This window comes from Arthrobacter pigmenti (assembly GCF_011927905.1).
GTDB lineage: Bacteria > Actinomycetota > Actinomycetes > Actinomycetales > Micrococcaceae > Arthrobacter_D > Arthrobacter_D pigmenti.
In genome coordinates this window covers 1,015,097-1,033,703 of record NZ_JAATJL010000001.1, presented here as the reverse complement: position 1 = coordinate 1,033,703, position 18,607 = coordinate 1,015,097, and the positions used below count along the sequence as shown (strand labels likewise).

18 protein-coding genes and 1 riboswitch are annotated in these 18,607 nt (G+C 63.7%); of the genes, 8 read left to right on the top strand and 10 right to left on the bottom strand.

Annotated elements, in window-relative coordinates; all coding sequences use genetic code 11:
- Nucleotides 1-6: 6 nt before the first annotated feature.
- The 3 genes from BJ994_RS04740 to BJ994_RS04730 form a co-directional block, all read right to left on the bottom strand.
- A complete protein-coding gene (locus tag BJ994_RS04740) occupies nucleotides 7-924 on the bottom strand; it encodes a GNAT family N-acetyltransferase (protein WP_167992021.1) in 918 nt (305 codons plus the stop codon).
- A complete protein-coding gene (locus BJ994_RS04735) occupies nucleotides 925-2,325 on the bottom strand; it encodes a glycine--tRNA ligase (protein ID WP_167992019.1) in 1,401 nt (466 codons plus the stop codon).
- 190 nt (nucleotides 2,326-2,515) lie between these two features.
- Nucleotides 2,516-3,487 carry a DMT family transporter gene (locus BJ994_RS04730; protein ID WP_167992017.1) on the bottom strand — a complete coding sequence of 324 codons (972 nt, stop codon included), beginning with the start codon at nucleotides 3,485-3,487 and terminating at the stop codon, nucleotides 2,516-2,518.
- 64 nt (nucleotides 3,488-3,551) lie between these two features.
- Between BJ994_RS04730 and BJ994_RS04725 the strand changes: the two genes are divergently transcribed.
- On the top strand, nucleotides 3,552-3,785 hold the full coding sequence (locus BJ994_RS04725; RefSeq protein ID WP_167992015.1) for an RNA-binding S4 domain-containing protein: 234 nt from the start codon (nucleotides 3,552-3,554) through the stop codon (nucleotides 3,783-3,785).
- Here BJ994_RS04725 and BJ994_RS04720 read toward each other — a convergent pair.
- Nucleotides 3,760-4,470, bottom strand: a complete 711-nt coding sequence (locus tag BJ994_RS04720; protein WP_167992013.1) for an alpha/beta hydrolase — start codon at nucleotides 4,468-4,470, stop codon at nucleotides 3,760-3,762. The two genes, BJ994_RS04725 and BJ994_RS04720, sit on opposite strands and share 26 nt — an antisense overlap.
- A gap of 147 nt (nucleotides 4,471-4,617) precedes the next feature.
- Between BJ994_RS04720 and BJ994_RS04715 the strand changes: the two genes are divergently transcribed.
- Both BJ994_RS04715 and BJ994_RS04710 read left to right on the top strand, forming a co-directional pair.
- A complete protein-coding gene (locus BJ994_RS04715; protein ID WP_167995856.1) occupies nucleotides 4,618-5,436 on the top strand; it encodes an SGNH/GDSL hydrolase family protein in 819 nt (272 codons plus the stop codon).
- A 2-nt stretch (nucleotides 5,437-5,438) separates the two neighbouring features.
- Nucleotides 5,439-6,599 carry a DNA glycosylase AlkZ-like family protein gene (locus BJ994_RS04710; RefSeq protein ID WP_167992011.1) on the top strand — a complete coding sequence of 387 codons (1,161 nt, stop codon included), beginning with the start codon at nucleotides 5,439-5,441 and terminating at the stop codon, nucleotides 6,597-6,599.
- Between the two features lie 20 nt (nucleotides 6,600-6,619).
- Here BJ994_RS04710 and metX read toward each other — a convergent pair whose 3' ends face one another.
- Nucleotides 6,620-7,771, bottom strand: coding sequence for a homoserine O-acetyltransferase MetX (gene metX, locus BJ994_RS04705; protein ID WP_425339364.1), 1,152 nt, complete (start codon nucleotides 7,769-7,771; stop codon nucleotides 6,620-6,622).
- A 15-nt stretch (nucleotides 7,772-7,786) separates the two neighbouring features.
- A riboswitch (SAM riboswitch) is annotated at nucleotides 7,787-7,915 on the bottom strand.
- Nucleotides 7,916-8,235: 320 nt separating this feature from the next.
- Between metX and BJ994_RS04700 the strand changes: the two genes are divergently transcribed.
- Nucleotides 8,236-8,877 carry a VOC family protein gene (locus BJ994_RS04700; RefSeq protein ID WP_167992009.1) on the top strand — a complete coding sequence of 214 codons (642 nt, stop codon included), beginning with the start codon at nucleotides 8,236-8,238 and terminating at the stop codon, nucleotides 8,875-8,877.
- Between the two features lie 2 nt (nucleotides 8,878-8,879).
- Here BJ994_RS04700 and BJ994_RS04695 read toward each other — a convergent pair whose 3' ends face one another.
- Nucleotides 8,880-9,665, bottom strand: coding sequence for a CPBP family intramembrane glutamic endopeptidase (locus BJ994_RS04695; RefSeq protein WP_167992006.1), 786 nt, complete (start codon nucleotides 9,663-9,665; stop codon nucleotides 8,880-8,882).
- 74 nt (nucleotides 9,666-9,739) lie between these two features.
- Entirely contained in the window at nucleotides 9,740-10,558 is an 819-nt protein-coding gene (locus BJ994_RS04690) for a DeoR/GlpR family DNA-binding transcription regulator (protein ID WP_167992004.1), read from the bottom strand.
- A gap of 299 nt (nucleotides 10,559-10,857) precedes the next feature.
- Here BJ994_RS04690 and ngcE point away from each other — a divergent pair, with 299 nt between their 5' ends.
- The 3 genes from ngcE (at nucleotide 10,858) to BJ994_RS04675 (ending at nucleotide 14,167) form a co-directional block, all read left to right on the top strand.
- On the top strand, nucleotides 10,858-12,273 hold the full coding sequence (gene ngcE / locus BJ994_RS04685) for an N-acetylglucosamine/diacetylchitobiose ABC transporter substrate-binding protein (RefSeq protein WP_167992001.1): 1,416 nt from the start codon (nucleotides 10,858-10,860) through the stop codon (nucleotides 12,271-12,273).
- Between the two features lie 137 nt (nucleotides 12,274-12,410).
- A complete protein-coding gene (locus BJ994_RS04680) occupies nucleotides 12,411-13,262 on the top strand; it encodes a carbohydrate ABC transporter permease (protein ID WP_342450284.1) in 852 nt (283 codons plus the stop codon).
- Nucleotides 13,259-14,167 (top strand): carbohydrate ABC transporter permease, encoded by a 909-nt coding sequence (locus tag BJ994_RS04675; RefSeq protein WP_167991995.1) that lies wholly within the window; start codon nucleotides 13,259-13,261, stop codon nucleotides 14,165-14,167. The genes BJ994_RS04680 and BJ994_RS04675 overlap by 4 nt, the downstream gene beginning before the upstream one ends.
- Before the next feature lie 88 nt (nucleotides 14,168-14,255).
- Here BJ994_RS04675 and hutI read toward each other — a convergent pair whose 3' ends face one another.
- From hutI to BJ994_RS04660, 3 genes are read right to left on the bottom strand one after another with little or no spacing between them, the layout of a single operon-like run.
- Nucleotides 14,256-15,464 carry an imidazolonepropionase gene (hutI, locus tag BJ994_RS04670; protein ID WP_167991992.1) on the bottom strand — a complete coding sequence of 403 codons (1,209 nt, stop codon included), beginning with the start codon at nucleotides 15,462-15,464 and terminating at the stop codon, nucleotides 14,256-14,258.
- A gap of 11 nt (nucleotides 15,465-15,475) precedes the next feature.
- Entirely contained in the window at nucleotides 15,476-16,888 is a 1,413-nt protein-coding gene (locus tag BJ994_RS04665) for a formimidoylglutamate deiminase (protein WP_167991990.1), read from the bottom strand.
- The gene (locus BJ994_RS04660; RefSeq protein ID WP_167991988.1) at nucleotides 16,885-18,096 is read right to left on the bottom strand and encodes an allantoate amidohydrolase; all 1,212 of its coding nucleotides are present in this window, start codon (nucleotides 18,094-18,096) and stop codon (nucleotides 16,885-16,887) included. Before BJ994_RS04660 ends, BJ994_RS04665 begins: the two co-directional genes overlap by 4 nt.
- A gap of 126 nt (nucleotides 18,097-18,222) precedes the next feature.
- On the opposite strand from BJ994_RS04660, the gene BJ994_RS04655 reads away from it, so the two are divergent.
- The gene (locus tag BJ994_RS04655) at nucleotides 18,223-18,603 is read left to right on the top strand and encodes a VOC family protein (RefSeq protein WP_167991986.1); all 381 of its coding nucleotides are present in this window, start codon (nucleotides 18,223-18,225) and stop codon (nucleotides 18,601-18,603) included.
- Nucleotides 18,604-18,607 lie beyond the last annotated feature (4 nt).

Genomic DNA, 18,607 nt, shown 5'->3' with positions numbered 1-18,607 from the left:
CTATGTTCAGCTGCTGACGACGCGCGTCTCTGATACAACCTTCGCAGCGCCCGATGCGATGAGTGGCTGCACGACCGCCACAAGTGCGGTCATCGAGTCATCCACCTCAATCTGCACCGGGTACTGGTACACAAGCATCGCGAGGAGGGACGCCACAGCGGCCTGCTGCTCACTCGGCTCAAGGGACGTGTGGTACCCGATGAGCACGTCAGCCGGCTCGTCCGTGCGGCTCTGCGTATAGCTCAGTGCGAACGCGGCGATGCTGCCGCCCTGGGCCTTCGGCTTCTCCCTCAGGACCACCGCACCGCCGGCGCCGGACGTGTCCGCCAGCAGAAATTGCTGCGCCTGACCGAGCGTCATGTCCGCCGGATCCCAGGCATGCACTGATTTGTACCAGTCGGCAACTGCAGACGTGAGCTCAACGGAACCGGTGGCGGCCTCCTCAAGTTGCGGGCCGTCGTTGTCGGCGAAGTTGGGAATGGGTAATGCGCCCGGGGACACCTCGATGATCCGCGAACGCTGGATCTCCTCGAATCCGGCGGCCCCGGCGAAGGCTGCTGCATCGGAGCCCGGCGCCACCTTGGCGCGGAGGGCGGACACGCCCGACGGCGAGTGGTCGGCCTCGTTCCGCAGCATGCCAAGGAGCGTGGCACCGATGCCTGCGCGGCGATGGCCTTCACCTACTTCCACGTACGCCCACAGCCGCCGGTTGTGCAGCTTCGGTTCGAAGACGTAGCCGGCAGCAACGGGCACGGCTACCCCGCCGACGGAGTCTTCGGCCACGATGCAGCGCAGCCACGGCAGGTCAGTGGACGGCCGGAACAGCGCACGCGACTGCTCGGCCTGCGGGTTCGCCGGACCTCCCCAGACCTGGAGAAGCTCAAGGTCGTCGCCCTCCCGCCAGGGCCGATACTGAACCGCCACCTAGGCGCCAACCAGCCGCTGGGCCAGGTAGCCCTCGACTTTGTCGAGCGACACCCGCTCCTGCGCCATGGTGTCGCGTTCGCGGATTGTGACCGCGTGGTCCTCGAGAGTGTCGAAGTCCACGGTGATGCAGAACGGCGTGCCGATCTCATCCTGGCGGCGGTAGCGGCGGCCGATCGCGCCGGCGTCGTCGAAATCGATGTTCCAGTTCTTCCGTAGCTGCGCTCCGAGGTCCTTGGCCTTGGGCGAGAGGTCCTCGTTGCGGCTGAGGGGAAGTACGGCGGCCTTCACCGGGGCAAGGCGCGGATCCAGCTTCAGGACAGTGCGCTTGTCAACGCCACCCTTCGCGTTGGGAGCCTCATCCTCGGCGTAGGAATCCACCAGAAACGCCATGAAGGAACGGGTCAGGCCTGCAGCCGGCTCGATCACGTACGGTGTGAACCGCTCGTTCGTGGCCTGGTTGAAGAAGCTGAGGTCGGTGCCCGAGTGCTTCGAGTGCGTGGAGAGGTCGAAGTCGGTGCGGTTGGCGATACCCTCGAGCTCGCCCCACTCCGAACCGCTGAACCCGAAGCGGTACTCGATGTCCGTGGTGCCCTTGGAGTAGTGGCTCAGCTTCTCGAGCGGGTGGACGAAGAGCCGCAGGTTGTCCGGCTTGATACCGAGTCCCGTGTACCAGTCGAACCGTTCCTTGATCCAGTACTCGTGCCATTCATCGTCTGTACCCGGCTCCACGAAGAACTCCATCTCCATCTGTTCGAACTCGCGGGTCCGGAAGATGAAGTTGCCAGGTGTGATCTCGTTCCGGAAGCTCTTGCCGATCTGGCCGATGCCGAACGGCGGCTTTTTCCGGGACGTAGTGAGCACGTTGTTGAAGTTCACGAAGATGCCCTGTGCGGTTTCAGGCCGCAGGTAGTGCAGGCCCTCCTCGTTGGCCACCGGGCCAAGGAACGTCTTGAGCAGGCCCGAGAACTCCTGCGGTGGCGTCCATTGGCCACGGGTGCCGCAGTTGGCGCAGGCGATGTCGGCCAGGCCGTTCTCGGCCGGGCGTCCCTTCTTCTCCTCGTACTCTTCCTCGAGGTGGTCAGCGCGGTAGCGCTTGTGGCAGGACAGGCACTCGACCAGCGGGTCCGAGAAGACGTCCACATGCCCGGAGGCTTCCCATACCTGACGCGGCAGAATCACTGAGGAATCCAGCCCGACGACATCCTCCCGGCCACGGACCATGGACTGCCACCACTGGCGCTTGATATTTTCCTTCAGCTCGGCTCCGAGGGGGCCGTAGTCCCAGGCTGACCGGGAACCTCCGTAGATTTCACCGGCCTGAAAGACGAAGCCGCGCCGCTTGGCGAGGGAAATGATCGGGTCCAGGGCGGAAACCTGCTTGGCCACTGTTGATGCCATCCTCTTCATGTATGGACTGGCCGCTGGGTGCGGTCGTCTTCAAGTGCCCTCGGGCGTGCGCTGGAAGCAACAAATCAGCGCCGGACCGGACGGGCGAAGGTACCACCTTAGCCTATCGAGAGAGCATCCGGACCGGTGCGCCACAGCATGAAACCGAGTATGCCCCCGGAACGTCCGATTCAGTCTCCAATTAACCGTGGAAAAGGAGAGAACGGCGCTTCCACGGCAGCGTGGTCAGCATGATCGCACCGAGGGTGAGCACGGGACCGGCAATAGTCGCGAATACGACGACGGTCCCCGGCGTCGGGAACAGCAGGTCGAGTGCGAGCGAACCGAGCAACTGGCCGGCGATCATCCCGAGCCCGGTCAGGAGCACCCCGAGCGTGCGGACCAGCAATGCGCTGATTCCAATGAATACGCACCCCATCGGACCCCTGAGGTAGTACCACCATTCCCCCGGCAAGGGCTCCCCGAAACCGGCCACCGCGGCTTTCAGCAGCCAGGCGGCGAGCAGTAGCGCGGAGCCGGAGATGAAGTTCATGAGCGTTGCGGTGATGGGTGTCCCATAGTGCACCGCCGTCGTGCCGTTCATGGCCTGTTGGAAGCTCATGAGAATACCGGCGGCTACTGGAAGGAGCAGCGGAAGGATGAGTGCCGCCGTCGTACCTGTTCCCTCAAGGCGCGGCGAGACAGCCCATGCCACCGACGCCACGGTCAGGACCACGCCGATGATCCGCATCGGGGTGATCGCCCGTTTTCCGCCGGGTCCGATGCCGGACCGGTCCACGGCCAGGCCGCTGATCGTCTGCCCCATGACAGCGGCCACGGTGAAGAGCGCAACCCCGAGCAGACCGATGGTCAAGGACTGCGAGAACACGAACAGCGCTCCGATGGTGCCGGCCGCGAGGTAGATTCGCGGGAAGCGGCGTTCGCGGACCGCGGGCACCAGCTCCCTCAGGCCGGCGCGTCCGCGTGGCAGCAGCAGCGAGATAGCGATCATCAGCACAAGACCCGTGCCGAAACTGACCAGCGCTGCAGCCAGTCCATCGTCCAACCGTTGCCCCAAGGCACCGTTGATCCTGCCCTGCAGGGGAATTGCGACGCCGGCCACTACCGCCAACGGCAGGCCAACCACCGCGGGAAGTCGAGGGGCGTGAGACACCCGTTAACCCTAGGACATCGCGCACCTGCCCCTTCACCGGCTGGGCGGAGGGCATGATGGTTCCATGAGCAGTGACGACACAACCCAGAACGAAGTACCCATCCGCGACGCGATGATCAGGCTGGGTCAGCTGATGAAGCTTGCCAACCTCGCCGAGGACGGGGCGGAGGCCAAGGAACTGATCGAGAACGGACTGGTGCAGGTCAACGGTGAGATCGAGGAGCGACGTGGTCGCCAGATCCACCCGGGTGACTCGGTGACCGTGAACGGTGTCAGCGTTGTGGTGGTGTCCGGCTGACTCCCGGAACGCTCAACTGAAGAAATTCGCGCACATGCCCGAGCTCCTGAACGTTGATGCTGTGAAACATTCCGGCATAAAGCACCTTCGTGAGCCGGGTGTGCCGGTTCAACCACCCGTGCGTGAACTCAATCCTGTCCGGGGAGATGACCGGGTCTTCCTGGTCGCGGCCCCAGAAGAACGGAACCGGGTTCGCCTGCAGCTCCTCATCGCGGAAGAACTCCCGGCCTTCGTCCGGCACCGCAAATCCGGAGAGACCGACGACGGCGGCATAGTCAGCGGGCCGCGCACGTAACATCGAGGTGGCAACGGCCATCCCCATGGAGAAACCAAGCAGGCTCACGCTGGAATGGCCGCCCCGATTGGAATCGACCCAATCCACAACGTCCTGAACCGCCGCCGTAACCTTGTCCACGGAATACGCGGCGTCATGCTGGAGCGGGAACCAGGTGAAGCCCGGGCCCATCGCCACCGGCGCGCGAACCGAAGCCACCGTGAATTCATCCGGCAGGAACTCAAGAATCCCCATGAGGTCATCCTCATTGGCCAGGTGCCCATGGAGCAGAATGAGCAGCGGCGTGCCCTGGCGCTCCTGTTCGGGGCGGGACCAGACAACGACAGGTTCCCGTGCACTGTTCTCCGCGGACTGCGTATCGACATCGCCGGACGGGTTGGAAGAAGTCATTGGTTCATTCTGTCACGGTCGAATCCCGCGGAGTTCTCCATCATCACGGCTGTTGCGCACCTACGGTCGCGTAGGCAGTGAGCAGGTTGGCAGGATAGGACAGTGACCGCAGCGATCGTTCCTCCTTCAGAAATCGGGTCCCCGTCGATGGGTGGCTCCCAGCTCAATGCCGAACCCCACCCGTGGAACCGCTACGTTGCCCTGGGAGATTCCTTCACTGAGGGGATCGGTGATCCCAATCCGGCCAGCGCCGGCGGGTACCGCGGATGGGCGGACCGCGTCGCCGAGGAGTTGAGCCGGGGACACGAGAACTTCGCTTATGCGAATCTTGCAGTCCGGGGGCGTCTGCTCCAGGAGATTGTCGATCAGCAGGTTGGCCCCGCCATCGCACTCAAACCGGACCTGGTGACCCTCTCCGCAGGGGGAAACGACCTCATCCGGCCGGGAGGCGACCCAGACCAGCTCGCCGCCCGGCTGGACGGCGTCGTTCAGATCCTTGGTGCAAACGGGGCCACCGTAGTCCTCTTCACGGGACCGGATGTCCGCGAGACGGTGCTCGGCAGCATCCGCGCGAAGACGGCCATCTACAACGAGAACCTTCGAATCATCGCGGCCAGGCACGACGCCGTCATCGCTGACATGTGGGCGCTGCGGCAACTGGTCAATCCTCAGATGTGGGGCCCGGATCGCCTGCACTTCTCACCGCTGGGACACCATACGATCGCGATGATGGTCCTGGACACCCTCGCCGTGAGCCACCAGTTGCAGCCGCTTGAGCCGAAACCGCTGCCCCCGAAGAACTGGCGCGTTGCGCGCAGCGAGGACCTCGTGTGGGCGCGTGAGTATTTTGTCCCTTGGGTGTTGCGCCGGTTGCGGCACCGTTCCTCCGGGGATGGGATCACACCGAAGCGTCCTGAACCGGCACCGATCTTCGGGCCCGGCATGCCTCCCGGATCAGGCACCTGAGCGTGCCGCACGGACAGGTTGCTCCGGATCCTGCACTGCATCAACCAGGGCACGACGTCGGCATGCGGCGCCTGCTGCGCCAGCACCTCTGGGGCACTCGCGACCAACCCGCGGCTGCGGTGCTCCGTGAGCTCGGCGCGATGCAGGCGCAGGAGTTCACCTATGCGCGCTGGTCCCTTGCCCAGCGGAGCGCCGGTGAAACGGCCGCCACTATTGACCGGCTGTATGCGGACGGCTTGCTCCTGAGGACACACGTGCTCAGGCCCACCTGGCACTTCGTCCACCGCTGGGACGCCGCCTGGTTGCTGCAGCTCACGGCGCCGCGGGTAAAGATGACTATGCGTTCAGTGATCAGGCAGTGGGGACTTGATGAAGCCACCCTACGGTCCGGAACTGCTGTCCTTGGGGCGTGTGTGGCGGACGGTTCCCATCGAACCCGCGACGAACTGGCAACAGCATTGGAAGCGGCCTCCCTGCCATCAGCCGGACCAGCGCTCGGCAGCTTCCTTATGGCGGCCGAACTCGATCGGGTACTGATCAGCGGAACGCCCCGCGTCAGTGCCGGCGGGACCGTCAGGCAAACCTATGCCGCGTTCGAAGCAAGAGTGGAGCCCGCCCCCACGGGCGGGTCCGTCCGCATCCCTTCCGGCAGAGAATTCGATCGGACTGAAGCACTGCGCGAACTGGTGATCCGCTACTTCGGCGGCCGCGCGCCGGCTACGGTCAAGGACTGCTCCCTCTGGTCAGGGCTTACGCTCGCCGACGTGCGCGAGGGGTTGCGGGAGGCCGACGATCTCCTCACCTCCGAAGAGATCGGCGGGCAGAGGTTCGTTGTCCCGGTGGAACCGTTGGCTATCCGGCCCCCGGAGACCCCCGTGGTAGACCTCATCCAGTGCTATGACGAGTTCGTCATGGGTTACACACCCACCCGATTCTTTGGTGCGCCGCCGTTGACGAGCAGCCCGGCCCGCCTGTCCGGGCACCTCATCCTTCTCAACGGACAGGTGGCGGGTGGGTGGAAACACACCCTGGGCCCACGGGAAGCGATCCTGGATATCGTCACCGATCGTCCCTTTGATGAGGCGGAGGCTGCGGCACTGGAAGACGCGGTGCGGAAGTACGGAGATTTCCTTGGACGTGCGCTGAACGTCCGGTGGCGCTGAACGTTACGCGTCACTGAGTGCTACGCGGCGCCGTCGTCGTCGTCCTCGTAGAAAGCCGCATGCAGCGCGGGCTCAAGCTGCGCTATCTCGGTCAGGAACGCGTCGTGGCCTATTGGCGAAGTGATCGTGTGTACCGTCACTTCGCCCGGCAGCGCGGTCGCGAGTTCGTGTGACTGCGCGGGCCAGTAGAGCCGGTCGGAATCGACGGCCGCGATGAAGAACTGCGCCTGTGCCTTGCTCAGCGCTTCGGGAAGGCTGCCGCGGTCACGTGCCGCGTCGTGGCTCATGAGTGCCTCGGTGAGGACAATGTAGCTGTTGGCGTCGAAGCGCCGGACGAGTTTGTCTGCCTGATGGTCGAGATAACTTTCAATCTGGTAGCGGCCACGCTCCGCCGGAAGCGGGGATCCGAACGGCTCCTCCGCACCCTGCGCGGCGCGCCCGAACCGGTGGGTGAACTCGGGTTCGGACCGGTAGGTGATGTGCGCGATCCGCCGGGCGAGTCCGAGGCCGCCCTCAGGCCCGACGGTGCCGTAGTAGTCTCCCTGCGCGAACTGCGGGTCCAGCCGGATTGCCTGCACCTGTGCCTGTGCGAATGCAATCTGCTCGGCTGTGCTCGCTGCCGCACATGCAATGACTGCACAGCGCTGGACGCGGTCGGGGTAGATGAGCGCCCACTCAAGTGCACGGGCGCCGCCCATTGATCCGCCGATCACCGAATGCCAGGATGGAACTCCCAGCAGATCCGCGAGCAATGCCTCAGCCCGCACGGAATCGCGGACCGTGACAAACGGGAAGCGCGAACCCCACGGTTTCCCATCCGGGTGCAGGGACGCAGGTCCCGTAGAGCCGTAACAGCCGCCGAGCATATTGATGGACACAACGAGGAAGCGATCGGTGTCGATGGTGCGGCCCGGGCCAACCAGGCCGTCCCACCAGCCCTCCTCCTCAGAGTCCCCCCGTGCAACGTGTGAACTGCCCGTGAGCGCGTGCTCGATCAGGACCGCGTTGGAGGCATCCGCGTTCAGGCTCCCCCAGGTCTCATATGCAAGAACGACGTCGGGCAGGTGCCCTCCAGCCTCGAGCGTCATCGGACCGATAGATAACCGCCGGATGGAAGCGTCCCCGTCCAGATCCGGCCGCGGCTGCGCCTGGGTCGTTGTAGTGCCTGTCAAGAGTGCCACCTTCGTAAATCGCGCTTGCGCCTGCACCGTTCGTGCATCGCCTGGTCGTCACCCGGGGCACCCCACCGCGAAGGAGGGTTGCCGGACAGCAAGCCGGGGCTGGCGGCGCAACGCGCCGTACTGTCACTCGTGACCTGGTACAAGAAAACCCGACGGTGCGGAATTGGGCAACTAATGTGACCCGGGGTGAATTTCCGGCCTGTGGACGGAAGCAGGAATGCCGTGCAACATGCTTGAGTGGAGCCGCCGTGTCCCTGGAAGGGGGCGACTCCACTCAAGGGGGACTTCCGTTTCGAAGGTCCCTGGCAGGAAGCGCCGGCGGTCTCGGAACCGGTCTTCCTGTCCGGCAAACTATCCGCGCAAAACCTTGGATTTAGCTTGGGGCTACCCGGGAGCGTCTGTGACTTAGGTAACCCTAAGTCGAGGCCTCCATCACAAAGTGCCAAAATGGGGCCATGCGCCTGGATCATGTCTCTTACGCCTGTGAACCTGACGGTCTCTCTGCCACGGCGGAGCGGATCTCCGAAGCTTTGGGAATCGAATTCGTCAAGGGTGGAGTTCACCCTCGATTCGGAACCCGCAACATGATCTTTCCGCTGGTGAACGGCCAGTACCTCGAGGTGGTTGAGGTACTCGACCACCCTGCGTCGGACAAGGCGCCTTTCGGACAGGCTGTCCGCGCCCGTTCCGAGGCCGGCGGCGGCTGGATGGGCTGGTGCGTCGCGGTTGATGACCTCACGCCGTTCGAGGAGCGCCTCGGCCGCAGCGCCGTTCCCGGCAACCGGAAGTTCCCGGACGGGCAGGAGCTCACCTGGCAGCAGATCGGCATCAAAGGCCTCATCTCGGACCCGCAGGTGCCCTACATGATCCGCTGGGACAACGGCACCGAAGCCATTCATCCCTCGCAGGCACGGCCGGCTTCAGTCAGGCTGAGCGCCCTTACTATTGCCGGCTCTGCCGACCGGGTAACTGAGTGGCTCGGTACGCCTCCTACCCACCCGCTTGACGACGTCGACGTCGCCTGGATCGCACCCAACGGAACCCCGGGAATCATGTCGGTCACTTTCGAGACCGGACAGGGTTCAGTTCAGATCTAGAGCTACCCGCCGATTCCCATCGCCGGTCCGAAGAGGGCGAAACCAACGAATCCGGCGATGTCGAGCAGTGCGTGCGCAACCACCAACGGCATCACCCGTTTGGTTCGTGTGTAGGCGTAGCCGAAGATGAGGCCCATCACGACGTTCCCGATGAACGGGCCGATCCCCTGATACAGGTGGTAGGTTCCTCGCAGCAGCGCTGAGGCAATGATGATGGCTGGAGTGGACCAGCGCAGTTCCCGCAGGCGCTCGAACAGGTAGCCGACCACAATCACCTCCTCAAGCACCGCATGCCGGAGCGCGGACAGTACGAGTACGGGCACCGTCCACCAGTAGGTATCGAGTGCAGTGGGGATGATCTGGGTTGTCAGGCCGAAGGCCCTGCCTGCTGCATAGACGCCGAGGGTGCCGAGGCCAATGATGGCGGAGAGCAGGAACCCGAGACCAAAATCGATCTTCGGGTTAGTGAAGGTGAAGCCGATCCGTCGGAACGCCGACCTTCCCGGACCAGAGAGCAGAAACAGGACAAGCGCCACGGGCACCAGGGCGAAGAAGATCCCCAGCAACTGATAGGTGAGATCGAAATACTGCCTGTCATCCAATACCGGGTTCAGGCGGGTGGTCTGAGCGGCCAGCGGTGCCTGGATGAGCTTGTCGATCAGATCGACGACGGCGTAGACCGCCGATTGCCCAAGGGAGAGACCCAGCACAATGAGTATCTCGATCCTGACCCTGCGTCGAGCACCGATGGATAAGGACGGCAGGTCGCCTGCATGAACGGTTGTCATACTTTTATGGTGCCGCAACCGGCACCGGGCGGCCAAAGCCCGGGCAGGACCAGCCACGGGCAGTGTTTGAGTATCTAGTCTTCGGCCACAGCCGGGGCGACAATCACCCGGGTCCCGCGCTCCCTGAATGCGGCCAGCTGGTATTCCGAAATCCCATCGTCCGTGATGAGATTGCTGACTGCATGACCGGTCATCGTAGCGAACGCACGCAAGCCGATCTTTGATGAGTCAGCAACGATATACGCCGTCGCTGCCCGCCGTGCAACCATGGCGTTCACCGCAGCTTCCCCTTCATCAGTCACTGTGGGTCCGAACTCAGGATCAAGTCCGTTGACTCCCACGAACGCGAAGTCGAGGGCGACATGCTGCAGGATGGCATCAGTGTAGGGGCCCACCAGTTCGGACGAACGGGAATTGACGATTCCACCGGTCACCATGATCTTGATGTTCGGGCGTACGGCCAGTTGGGCGGCAATATTGATCGCGTTGGTAACCACGGTGAGGGTGGGTTTGTTCGAAGGTTCCATCAGATCACGGCGCACGCTGAGCACCTGGGCCAGAGCTGTGCTTGTGGTCCCCCCGCACAGGCCCACAACTGAGCCGCGGGGTATGAGGGCACTTGCTGCATACGCAATGGCTCGCTTACGCAGCGCGCCAAGGTCCCGGTTCTGCTTCAGGGGCAGTGAGTACGCACCCGACTCAATGGTTGCGCCGCCCCTCGTTCGGCTCAGCAAGCGCTGTGCGGCGAGACTGTCCAGGTCGCGGCGTGCGGTTGCCGGGGACACGTGCAACCGGGTCACGATGTCCTCTACCTCAAGCTGCTTCGACTGCGCGAGCAACTCGAGGATCGCGTTGAGGCGGTCTCCCCGTTTGAGACCCGCTTCCAGATTCATTGTGCTCCCTGATGGCCTGATCAGTCCCAATGAGGCTGATTGAGCGAAACTGCGTGTAGACAGCAAGCATAAGTCAGAAAGTGTCTTACTGGATAGAGCGGCATGCTTCTACCGAATGGGGTAAATAAGCTATAACTCTCCTGTAACGGAGGGCTGAAAGACTTGACGTGAGGCGCAGATCACGCAATTATCTACTTCAGGCGATGAATCTACATGATCACTTTGCTAGCCGTTCAATCAGTACTTTGCAGTAACTAAACAAGCCACGGGATGCAATTCCTACCAATGGAGGCAAGAAGATGAACTTCCCAAAAAAGCCGGTCGAGCGCCGCAACTTCCTTAAGGGCGCGCTCGCGACCGCAGCACTCATTCCGCTCGGAGGAGCGCTTGCCTCGTGCGCCGCAGGCGGCGGCGCACCGAACGGCGGCAACGCGCCTGAGGGCGAAGTCTCGGATACCAATCCCTTCGGAGTTGCGGCTGATTCCACGGTCGACGTAGTCATCTTCAATGGCGGCTACGGCATCGACTACGCCGAGTTCGCCGGCGAACTGATGGCCGAGAACCAGGGTGTCACTGTTAATGTCGCTCCATCGACCAACCTGGCGCAGGAGCTTCAGCCCCGCTTCGTCGGTGGCAACCCGCCGGACGTTATTGACAACTCGGGCGCAAACGCTATCGGCATCGCTACCATCCTCGCTCAACTCGAGGATCTCACCGACGTCATTGATGCGCAGAACATCGAAGGTGAAACCATCCGGGACACGCTCTTCCCGGGCGTCCTGCAGCCAGGAACTTTCGACGGCAAGCTTGCTGCCATTAACTATGTGCTCACTGTTTATGCCCTCTGGTACTCCCAGTCGCTGTTCGACGAGAACGGCTGGACAGTACCGACAACCTGGGACGAGATGATGGCCCTGGGCGAGCAAGCCAAGGCTCAGGACAAGTACCTGTTCTGCTGGGGCCAGGAAGCAGCCAGCTACTACCTTGAACTGGCTATCGCCTCGGGGATCAAGGAAGGCGGACACGAGGTTCGTCTCGCGCTGGAAAACCTCGAAGCAGACTGCTGGTCAAAACCTGCACTCCAGGAGGTCTTCACCGCGCTCGAGGAGATCATCGCAGCAGGTTACGTGCTTCCCGGCGGTTCCGGCACACAGTTCACGGCCGCGCAGGCACAGTGGATCGGAGAGGGCCAGGAAGCGCTGCTCTACCCCTCCGGATCATGGATCGAAAACGAGATGCGCGACCAAATGGCGGAGAACTTCCAGCTCACCGGCGCACCTGTCCCCACCGTGTCCAGCAGCCCGGCCCTGCCGTACGAAGCGCTGCACAGCGCAGCGGGCGAACCCTTCATCGTTCCCTCGCAGGGTGCGAACGTTGCGGGCGGCAAGGAGTACATGCGGACCATGCTCTCCAAGGAAGCAGCAACGAACTTCACCGAGTCGAAGCTCTCCCCCACCATTGTGCGTGGCACCGTGCCGGAGGACGGCTTCGGCTCGACCGCGCTCGTCTCGCAGGTTGAACTCCTCGAGGCTGCGGGGGAGAACGTCTTCACCTGGTCCTTCATTGACTTCTACGGCATGAACCAGGACCATCTGGTGTGGATGAACAGCTTCCTCGACGGGGAAATCGATGCTGCAGGACTCACCACTGAACTGCAGGCCATCACCGACGCCATCCGTAACGACGACTCGATTGAGAAGCTAGAAGTACAGTGACTGCAGCAATAGATCGCGCTGCGCCGGCCACCCCTCGCAAGGGTGGCCGGCGCCGCCGTCGAAATTTTTCGTTTGGCCGTGTCAGTTTCTTTGCCGTCTTTTTGGGCTTACCCCTCGCGGTGTACCTGATCTTCGTAGTGTCTCCGTTCATCCAGGCCTTCTACTACTCGATGACGGACTGGTCAGGATTCACCCCGGTGATGAATTTCATCGGTATCGACAATTACGTTCGTCTGTTCCAGGACGATACTTTCGTGAAGTCGCTGGGCAACAACGTGGTGCTCGTGATTGTGCTACCGATCGTCACCATCATCCTCAGCCTTATTCTGGCGACGCTTGTGACCGTAGGCGGCAGGAGCAAAGGACAGATTTCCGGCCTGAAGCACGCCGGTTTCTACCGGGTGGTTTCCTTCTTCCCCTACGTGATCCCGGCAATCGCCATCGGCCTGATGTGGCGTCAGGTGTTCGCGCCGAATGGCCTGGTCAATGGCGCACTCACCGGGCTCGGACTCGACCAGTTCATCAACTACGCATGGTTGGGCGAGGTGGCTACCGCAATGCCGGTGTCCATGTTCGTCATCATCTGGGGGTTCGTGGGTTTTTACATGGTCCTGTTCGTTGCAGCGATCAAGGGTATACCCGCTGAGATTTACGAGGCGGCCCGCCTCGACGGCGCAGGGCGGTTCCGCACTGCAGTCAGCGTCACCATCCCGATGATCCGCGACAACGTGCAGACCGCCTACATCTATATGGGAATCCTCGCACTTGACGCCTTCGTCTACATGGAAGCGATGAACCCGGGCGGCGGCCCTGCATTCTCCACCATTGTGATGCCACAGGTTCTCCTGGACACTGCGTTCAGTCAGGGTCAGTTCGGGCGGGCGAGTGCCATGGGCGTGATCCTCGCGCTCGTGACCCTTACCTTTGCGGGACTCGTGTTCCTGATCAACAGCCTCACCGGAGGCACGAAGAAGGACGTCCGGCTATGACCACCAAAGTCGCGGAAACCAAGCACGCAAAGGACACTCCTCCCGTCGCTGGGCCCCGGAAACACAAGGATTCCACCGGGAGCGACAAGGTTGTAGGAACTGTATCCCACACCGCCCTGATTCTGTGGTCCCTCATTGTGGTGTTGCCACTGCTGTGGACCTTGATGACGTCCTTCAAATCGACTGAAGAGATTTTCGCGTCCACGTTCGCACTGCCGGAGGGCTTGAACTTCGCGAACTACGTCAACGCCTGGACCACAGCCGGCATCGGGGATTACTTCCTCAACTCGGTCATTGTGGTGGGAAGTGCACTCATCATTGTGATGGTGCTGGGATCAATGTGCGCCTACGTCCTGGCGAGATTCACCTTCCGTGGCAGCAGGGCCATCTATTACCTCATGCTGGCCGGGCTGACCTTCCCGATCTTCCTGGCAATCGTTCCGTTGTTCTTCATCCTGCAGAACATGGGACTGCTCAACACCCTGCCCGGCCTGATCATCACCTACGTGGCCTTCGCGCTGCCGTTCACGGTGTTCTTCCTGTACTCGTTCTTCCGGACCCTCCCGTATGAGATTGGCGAGGCCGCGGCGATCGACGGTGCCGGAGACTGGCGGACCTTCTTCCAGGTCATGCTGCCGATGGCAAAACCCGGGATAGCGTCAGTTGCGATCTTCAACTTCCTCGGACTGTGGAACCAGTTCCTCATTCCGGTGGCTCTGAACACCAACGTCGACAACTACGTGCTTTCCCAGGGCCTTGCGCGGTTTGCCTCCCAGATGGGTTACGCCGTCGACTTCGGTGCCTTGTTTGCAGCCGTTGTCATCACGGTTGCACCGGTTCTTGTGGTGTACGTGATCTTCCAGCGCCAGCTGCAGGGATCGGTCTCCCAAGGCACCATGAAGTAGCACGCAACCGAGCCCGGCCGAAGCCTGGGGTCGCTTCAAAGGGTCGTCCGGTCCATGACCGGACGACCCTTTGACGTGCAACACGTTGTCACGCTACGCGAATGCCCTTACGCCATACCGCATGGGTGAGCTGCATGCCAGGCCGGTAAGCGAGATGCGTAGCCGACGGTGCACTGAACAATTGCAGGTCCGCGCGATGTCCGACGGCCAGAGATCCCACAGCGCGGGCGCCGTCGTCGTCGTTTCCCTGCTCCCGGTGAAGCGCAAGCGCTCCCCCGAAGGTGGCAGCCCGCACCGCCTGATGCACGGTCAACCCCATCTGCAGCACGGCAGTTGCTACGCAGAAGCCCATGGACGTTGTGTAGGAGGTCCCGGGATTGCAGTTCGACGCAATCGCGATTTCGACGCCGGCGTCCAGCAGCTTCCGGGCCGGCGCGAGCGGTTGCCGCGTGGACAGGTCGCAGGCCGGCAGGCAGGTAGCCACAGTGCCGCGCCTACCCGCACCGGAGTCCCAGGAAGACCAGGAACCGGCAAGGGCGTCGACGTCAGGCCGGCCGAGATAGTTGACGTGATCCACGCTCGCGGCCTCCAGCTCGACCGCCAGTTGCACGCCGCCGCCCGGTCCCAACTGGTTACCGTGGACCCGCAGTCCCAGTCCGGCATCGCGGCACGCACGCAACACTTCACGGCTCTGATCCGGAGTGAAAGCACCTGTTTCGCAGAAGACATCGGCCCACTGCGCGTACGGGCGGACGGCGGAAAGCATGGCGCCCGTTACCAGCTGTACGTAATCGTCGGCCGCCCACCCATCGGGCACGAGGTGCGCGCCGAGGAACGTCACTTCGTCGGCCACCTTGGCCGCGATGCGGGCGCCGCGTGCCTCCTCGTCGACGTCGAGCCCGTACCCGGTTTTCGTCTCGAGGTATGTGGTTCCGCCCGCTGCCGCCTCAGCAGCCCGCGCGGTCACGAGTTGCGCCAGTTCCTCGTCCGTGGCCCGCCGGGTTGCATCAACCGTCACCGAGATCCCACCGGCCGCATATGATTGCCCGGCCATCCTCGCCTCGAACTCCGCCGTGCGATCACCCGCGAACACCAGGTGCGTGTGGCTGTCCACCCAGCCGGGCAGGCAGGCCCGCCCGCCGGCGTCGTACTCTTCATCGGCGGCGGGCGCCGCTGAAGCCGCTCCGATCCAGGAGATCCGTTCGCCCTCCAGCACGACGGCGGCATCGGCGAGGACCCGATGCTCGCGGTCCTGGGTCATCAGTTCACCGATGTTGGTGATCAGCAGGGACGTCATGGCGCTCTCTTTCAGTCCTTGGACGCAGCGGCGCCTTCTGGCTCACCGGCCGCTTCCAGTTTGTCGATTGCCGTGGCCAACAGGTCGGCCGGATTCCCAAGCCGGATATGGCGGCCGTCCCGTGCCACCGCCACTCCCCCGACGACGACGGCGGTGATGTCCTGTGCCGTAGCGGTCAGCGGGAGCTGGTCGGGGCGGGATCCGGCTGTACGGGTGCTGCGCGGGTCCAGTGCGACGAGGTCGCACAGTCGGCCGACTGCCAGGCCCGGGCCGGTCCTGCCCTGGGCGCGCGCACCCCCAGCCGCAGCGATGCGGATCAGTTCCGCCGGCGCGAACCGGCCGCGCCGGCCGCCGGCGAGCCTCTCGCCGTGCTCCAGGGCCCGCATCTCCAGCCAGGGGTCGATGACGGCGTGCTGGTCCGTCCCGAGCGCCACCTGAGCACCGGCGTCGTGGAGTGCGCGGGCAGGACCAATGCCGTCGGCGAGGTCGGCTTCGGTTGTTGGGCACATCGCCACGGTGACGTGCGCGTCGCCGAGCAGCCGGATGTCGGCAGACGTGAGATGGGTCGCGTGGACGACCGTAAGCCGGCTCGACAGCAGCCCGTGCCTCGCCAGCAAGCCAGTGGGAGTGAGGCCGGTCGCTGCCAGGCAATCGCTGTTCTCCGCCGGCTGCTCCGAGAGGTGAATGTGCAGGGGCAGGTCCACCGGCAGTTGACGCGCTATCTCGGCGAGCGCAGCCTCGTCCACGGCGCGGACGGAGTGGAGGGCCGCACCCACGGAAACCTGTGCGGCGTCGAACTCGTCAGCGAAGGCACTCCGCAAGGCGTCCAACCGGGTAAGCCACGCGGCTGAGCTGCCGTCGCTGAAGCGAATCTGCTCCAGCTGAAGGGGAGCACCGAAACCCGAGGAGAGGTAGCACGTATCGAGCAGGATGAGCCGGATGCCGGCGGTCACTGCCGCGCGCGCAAGAGCGCGCTCCATCGCGTGGGCGCTCCCATGGGCGCCGCTGTCGCCCTTCCACCCGTAGGGTGTTCCGTCCGGGCGATGGTGCAGGTAGTGGAACTCGGCCACGCTGGTCCAGCCGGCAGTCACCATCTCGGTGTAGACGGCGGTTGCAAGCTCCTCGTACAGGGCCGGTGTCAAGGCTCCTGCGGCTCGATACATTGCCTGGCGCCAGGTCCAGAATGTCCCGCTTTCGCCGTGGGTCCGGCCGCGGAGTGCCCGGTGAAAGGCGTGCGAATGAGCATTGGAGGCAGCGGGGAAGACTATTCCCCTCAACACCAGCGCGTCCGGTGGAGGCTCGGTGCCGACGTTCACGGCGCGGACAATACCGCCGTCGTCGTACTCCACCCGAACGCCGTGCTGAATGTCCGGTGCGTTGTCTCCGTCCTCGATCCAGGCCCGCTCGCACCAGAGGGTTCTCACAGCAGGCGCTTGAGGACGTCGGCGAGCACGGTGGCGCCGTGATCGGCGTCGTCGGGTTCCACGTGCTCCTCGGGCGAATGGCTGACACCGGTCGGGTTACGCACGTAGAGCATGGCCGAGGGCACGTATCCAGCGAGGATGCCGGCGTCGTGACCGGCACCTGTCGGCAGGCCCGGCGCCCCGGGCATGGCCAGGGAAAGCTGGCGCTGAAGTTCGGCGTCGAACGTCACTGTGCCGCTGACGGACTCCTGCGTCAAAGACGCCGAGCAGCCCTCGAAGGCTGCAGCCTTCTGCGCCTGACCGTGAATGCTTTCGACGAGGGCGGCGGTCGTGGCATCATCCGGGTGGCGGATATCGATCCACAGTTCAACCCGGGACGCGATGACGTTAGTGCCGCCGGGGATGGGCTGCACGCGGCCGACCGTTGCACGGGCATCGGCCGTTGCCGCTGCGGTCTTACGGATGGCGAGGATGACCTGGGCTGCGGCGACCATGGGATCCGCCCGGTCCTCCATCAGCGTGGTGCCGGCATGGTTGCCCTGCCCTGTGATGGTGAGCTTCCAGCGCCCGTGGCCGATGATCGAGGTTCCTACCGCCACGGGAGAGTCGAGGTCGATCAGCCCGCGCCCCTGCTCGACATGCAGTTCCACGAAGTCACCGATCCTGCCCAGCGCTTCTTCGTCCCTGCCAAGGTGTTGCGGGTTCAGTCCTCTGGCTTGTGCCGCCTCAGCGAAGGTTGTGCCGTCAGGATCCTTCAGGTTCCGCGCCTTGTCAGCATCGATCGCCCCGGTCAGCAGGCGGGAGCCCAGGCAGGCCACTCCGAAGCGGGAACCTTCTTCCTCCGGGAACACGGCGACAGCCAGTGATCGCTGGGGTTCCACACCGCGTTCACGCAGGATGTCGACAGCGGCGAGCGCGGACGCGACGCCGAGCGGGCCGTCGAACGCGCCTCCCCCGGGAACGGAATCGAGGTGGCTTCCGGTTACCAGCGCGCCCCGGCGGCCGTTCCCTGTGGCGGAATCCCACCAGCCCCAGAGGACGCCGTTCCGGTCGGTTTCAACGGCGAGCCCCCGCCGGGTGGCCTGTTCCTCGAACCAGGACCTCAGGTCCAGTTCAGCAGTTGAAAAGACAGGCCGGGAATAGCCGCCGCGCGCTGCGTCGCGGCCGACGTCGTCGATGGCTTCCAGCAGATTACTAACCGTTTCCAAAGATTTTCCTTCCGGTTCCAAGAATGTTCCTGCGTTTGTCTGGGAAGCCCCTGTTCAGCTTCGGCTCGCGGGCCTAGACTCACCAACACGGCTATTCCAACCCCACCCTTGCAGGAGGCTATTTTCATGAGCGGACGCGTGGTGCATTTCGAGATTCCATTCGACGACGGCGACCGCGCGCGGAGCTTCTACCGCGACGCGTTCGGCTGGAACATGAACGAGATGCCGGAAATGCAATACACCATGGTCGCCTCCGGCCCCGTCGGCGAGCAGGGCATGCCGAGCGAGCCCGGGTTCATCAACGGTGGCATGTACAAGCGGGATCCGGAGAGCTCCCCCACCCCGGTCATCACCGTGGACGTGGAGAGCATCGACACCGCGCTCGCAAAGGTTCAGGAGCTGGGCGGATCCACTGTCGGCGAGAAGATGGCCGTCGGTGACATGGGATTCGCCGCCTACTTCCGCGACCCTGAGGGCAACATCATTGGCCTCTGGGAGAATGCCTGAGGGT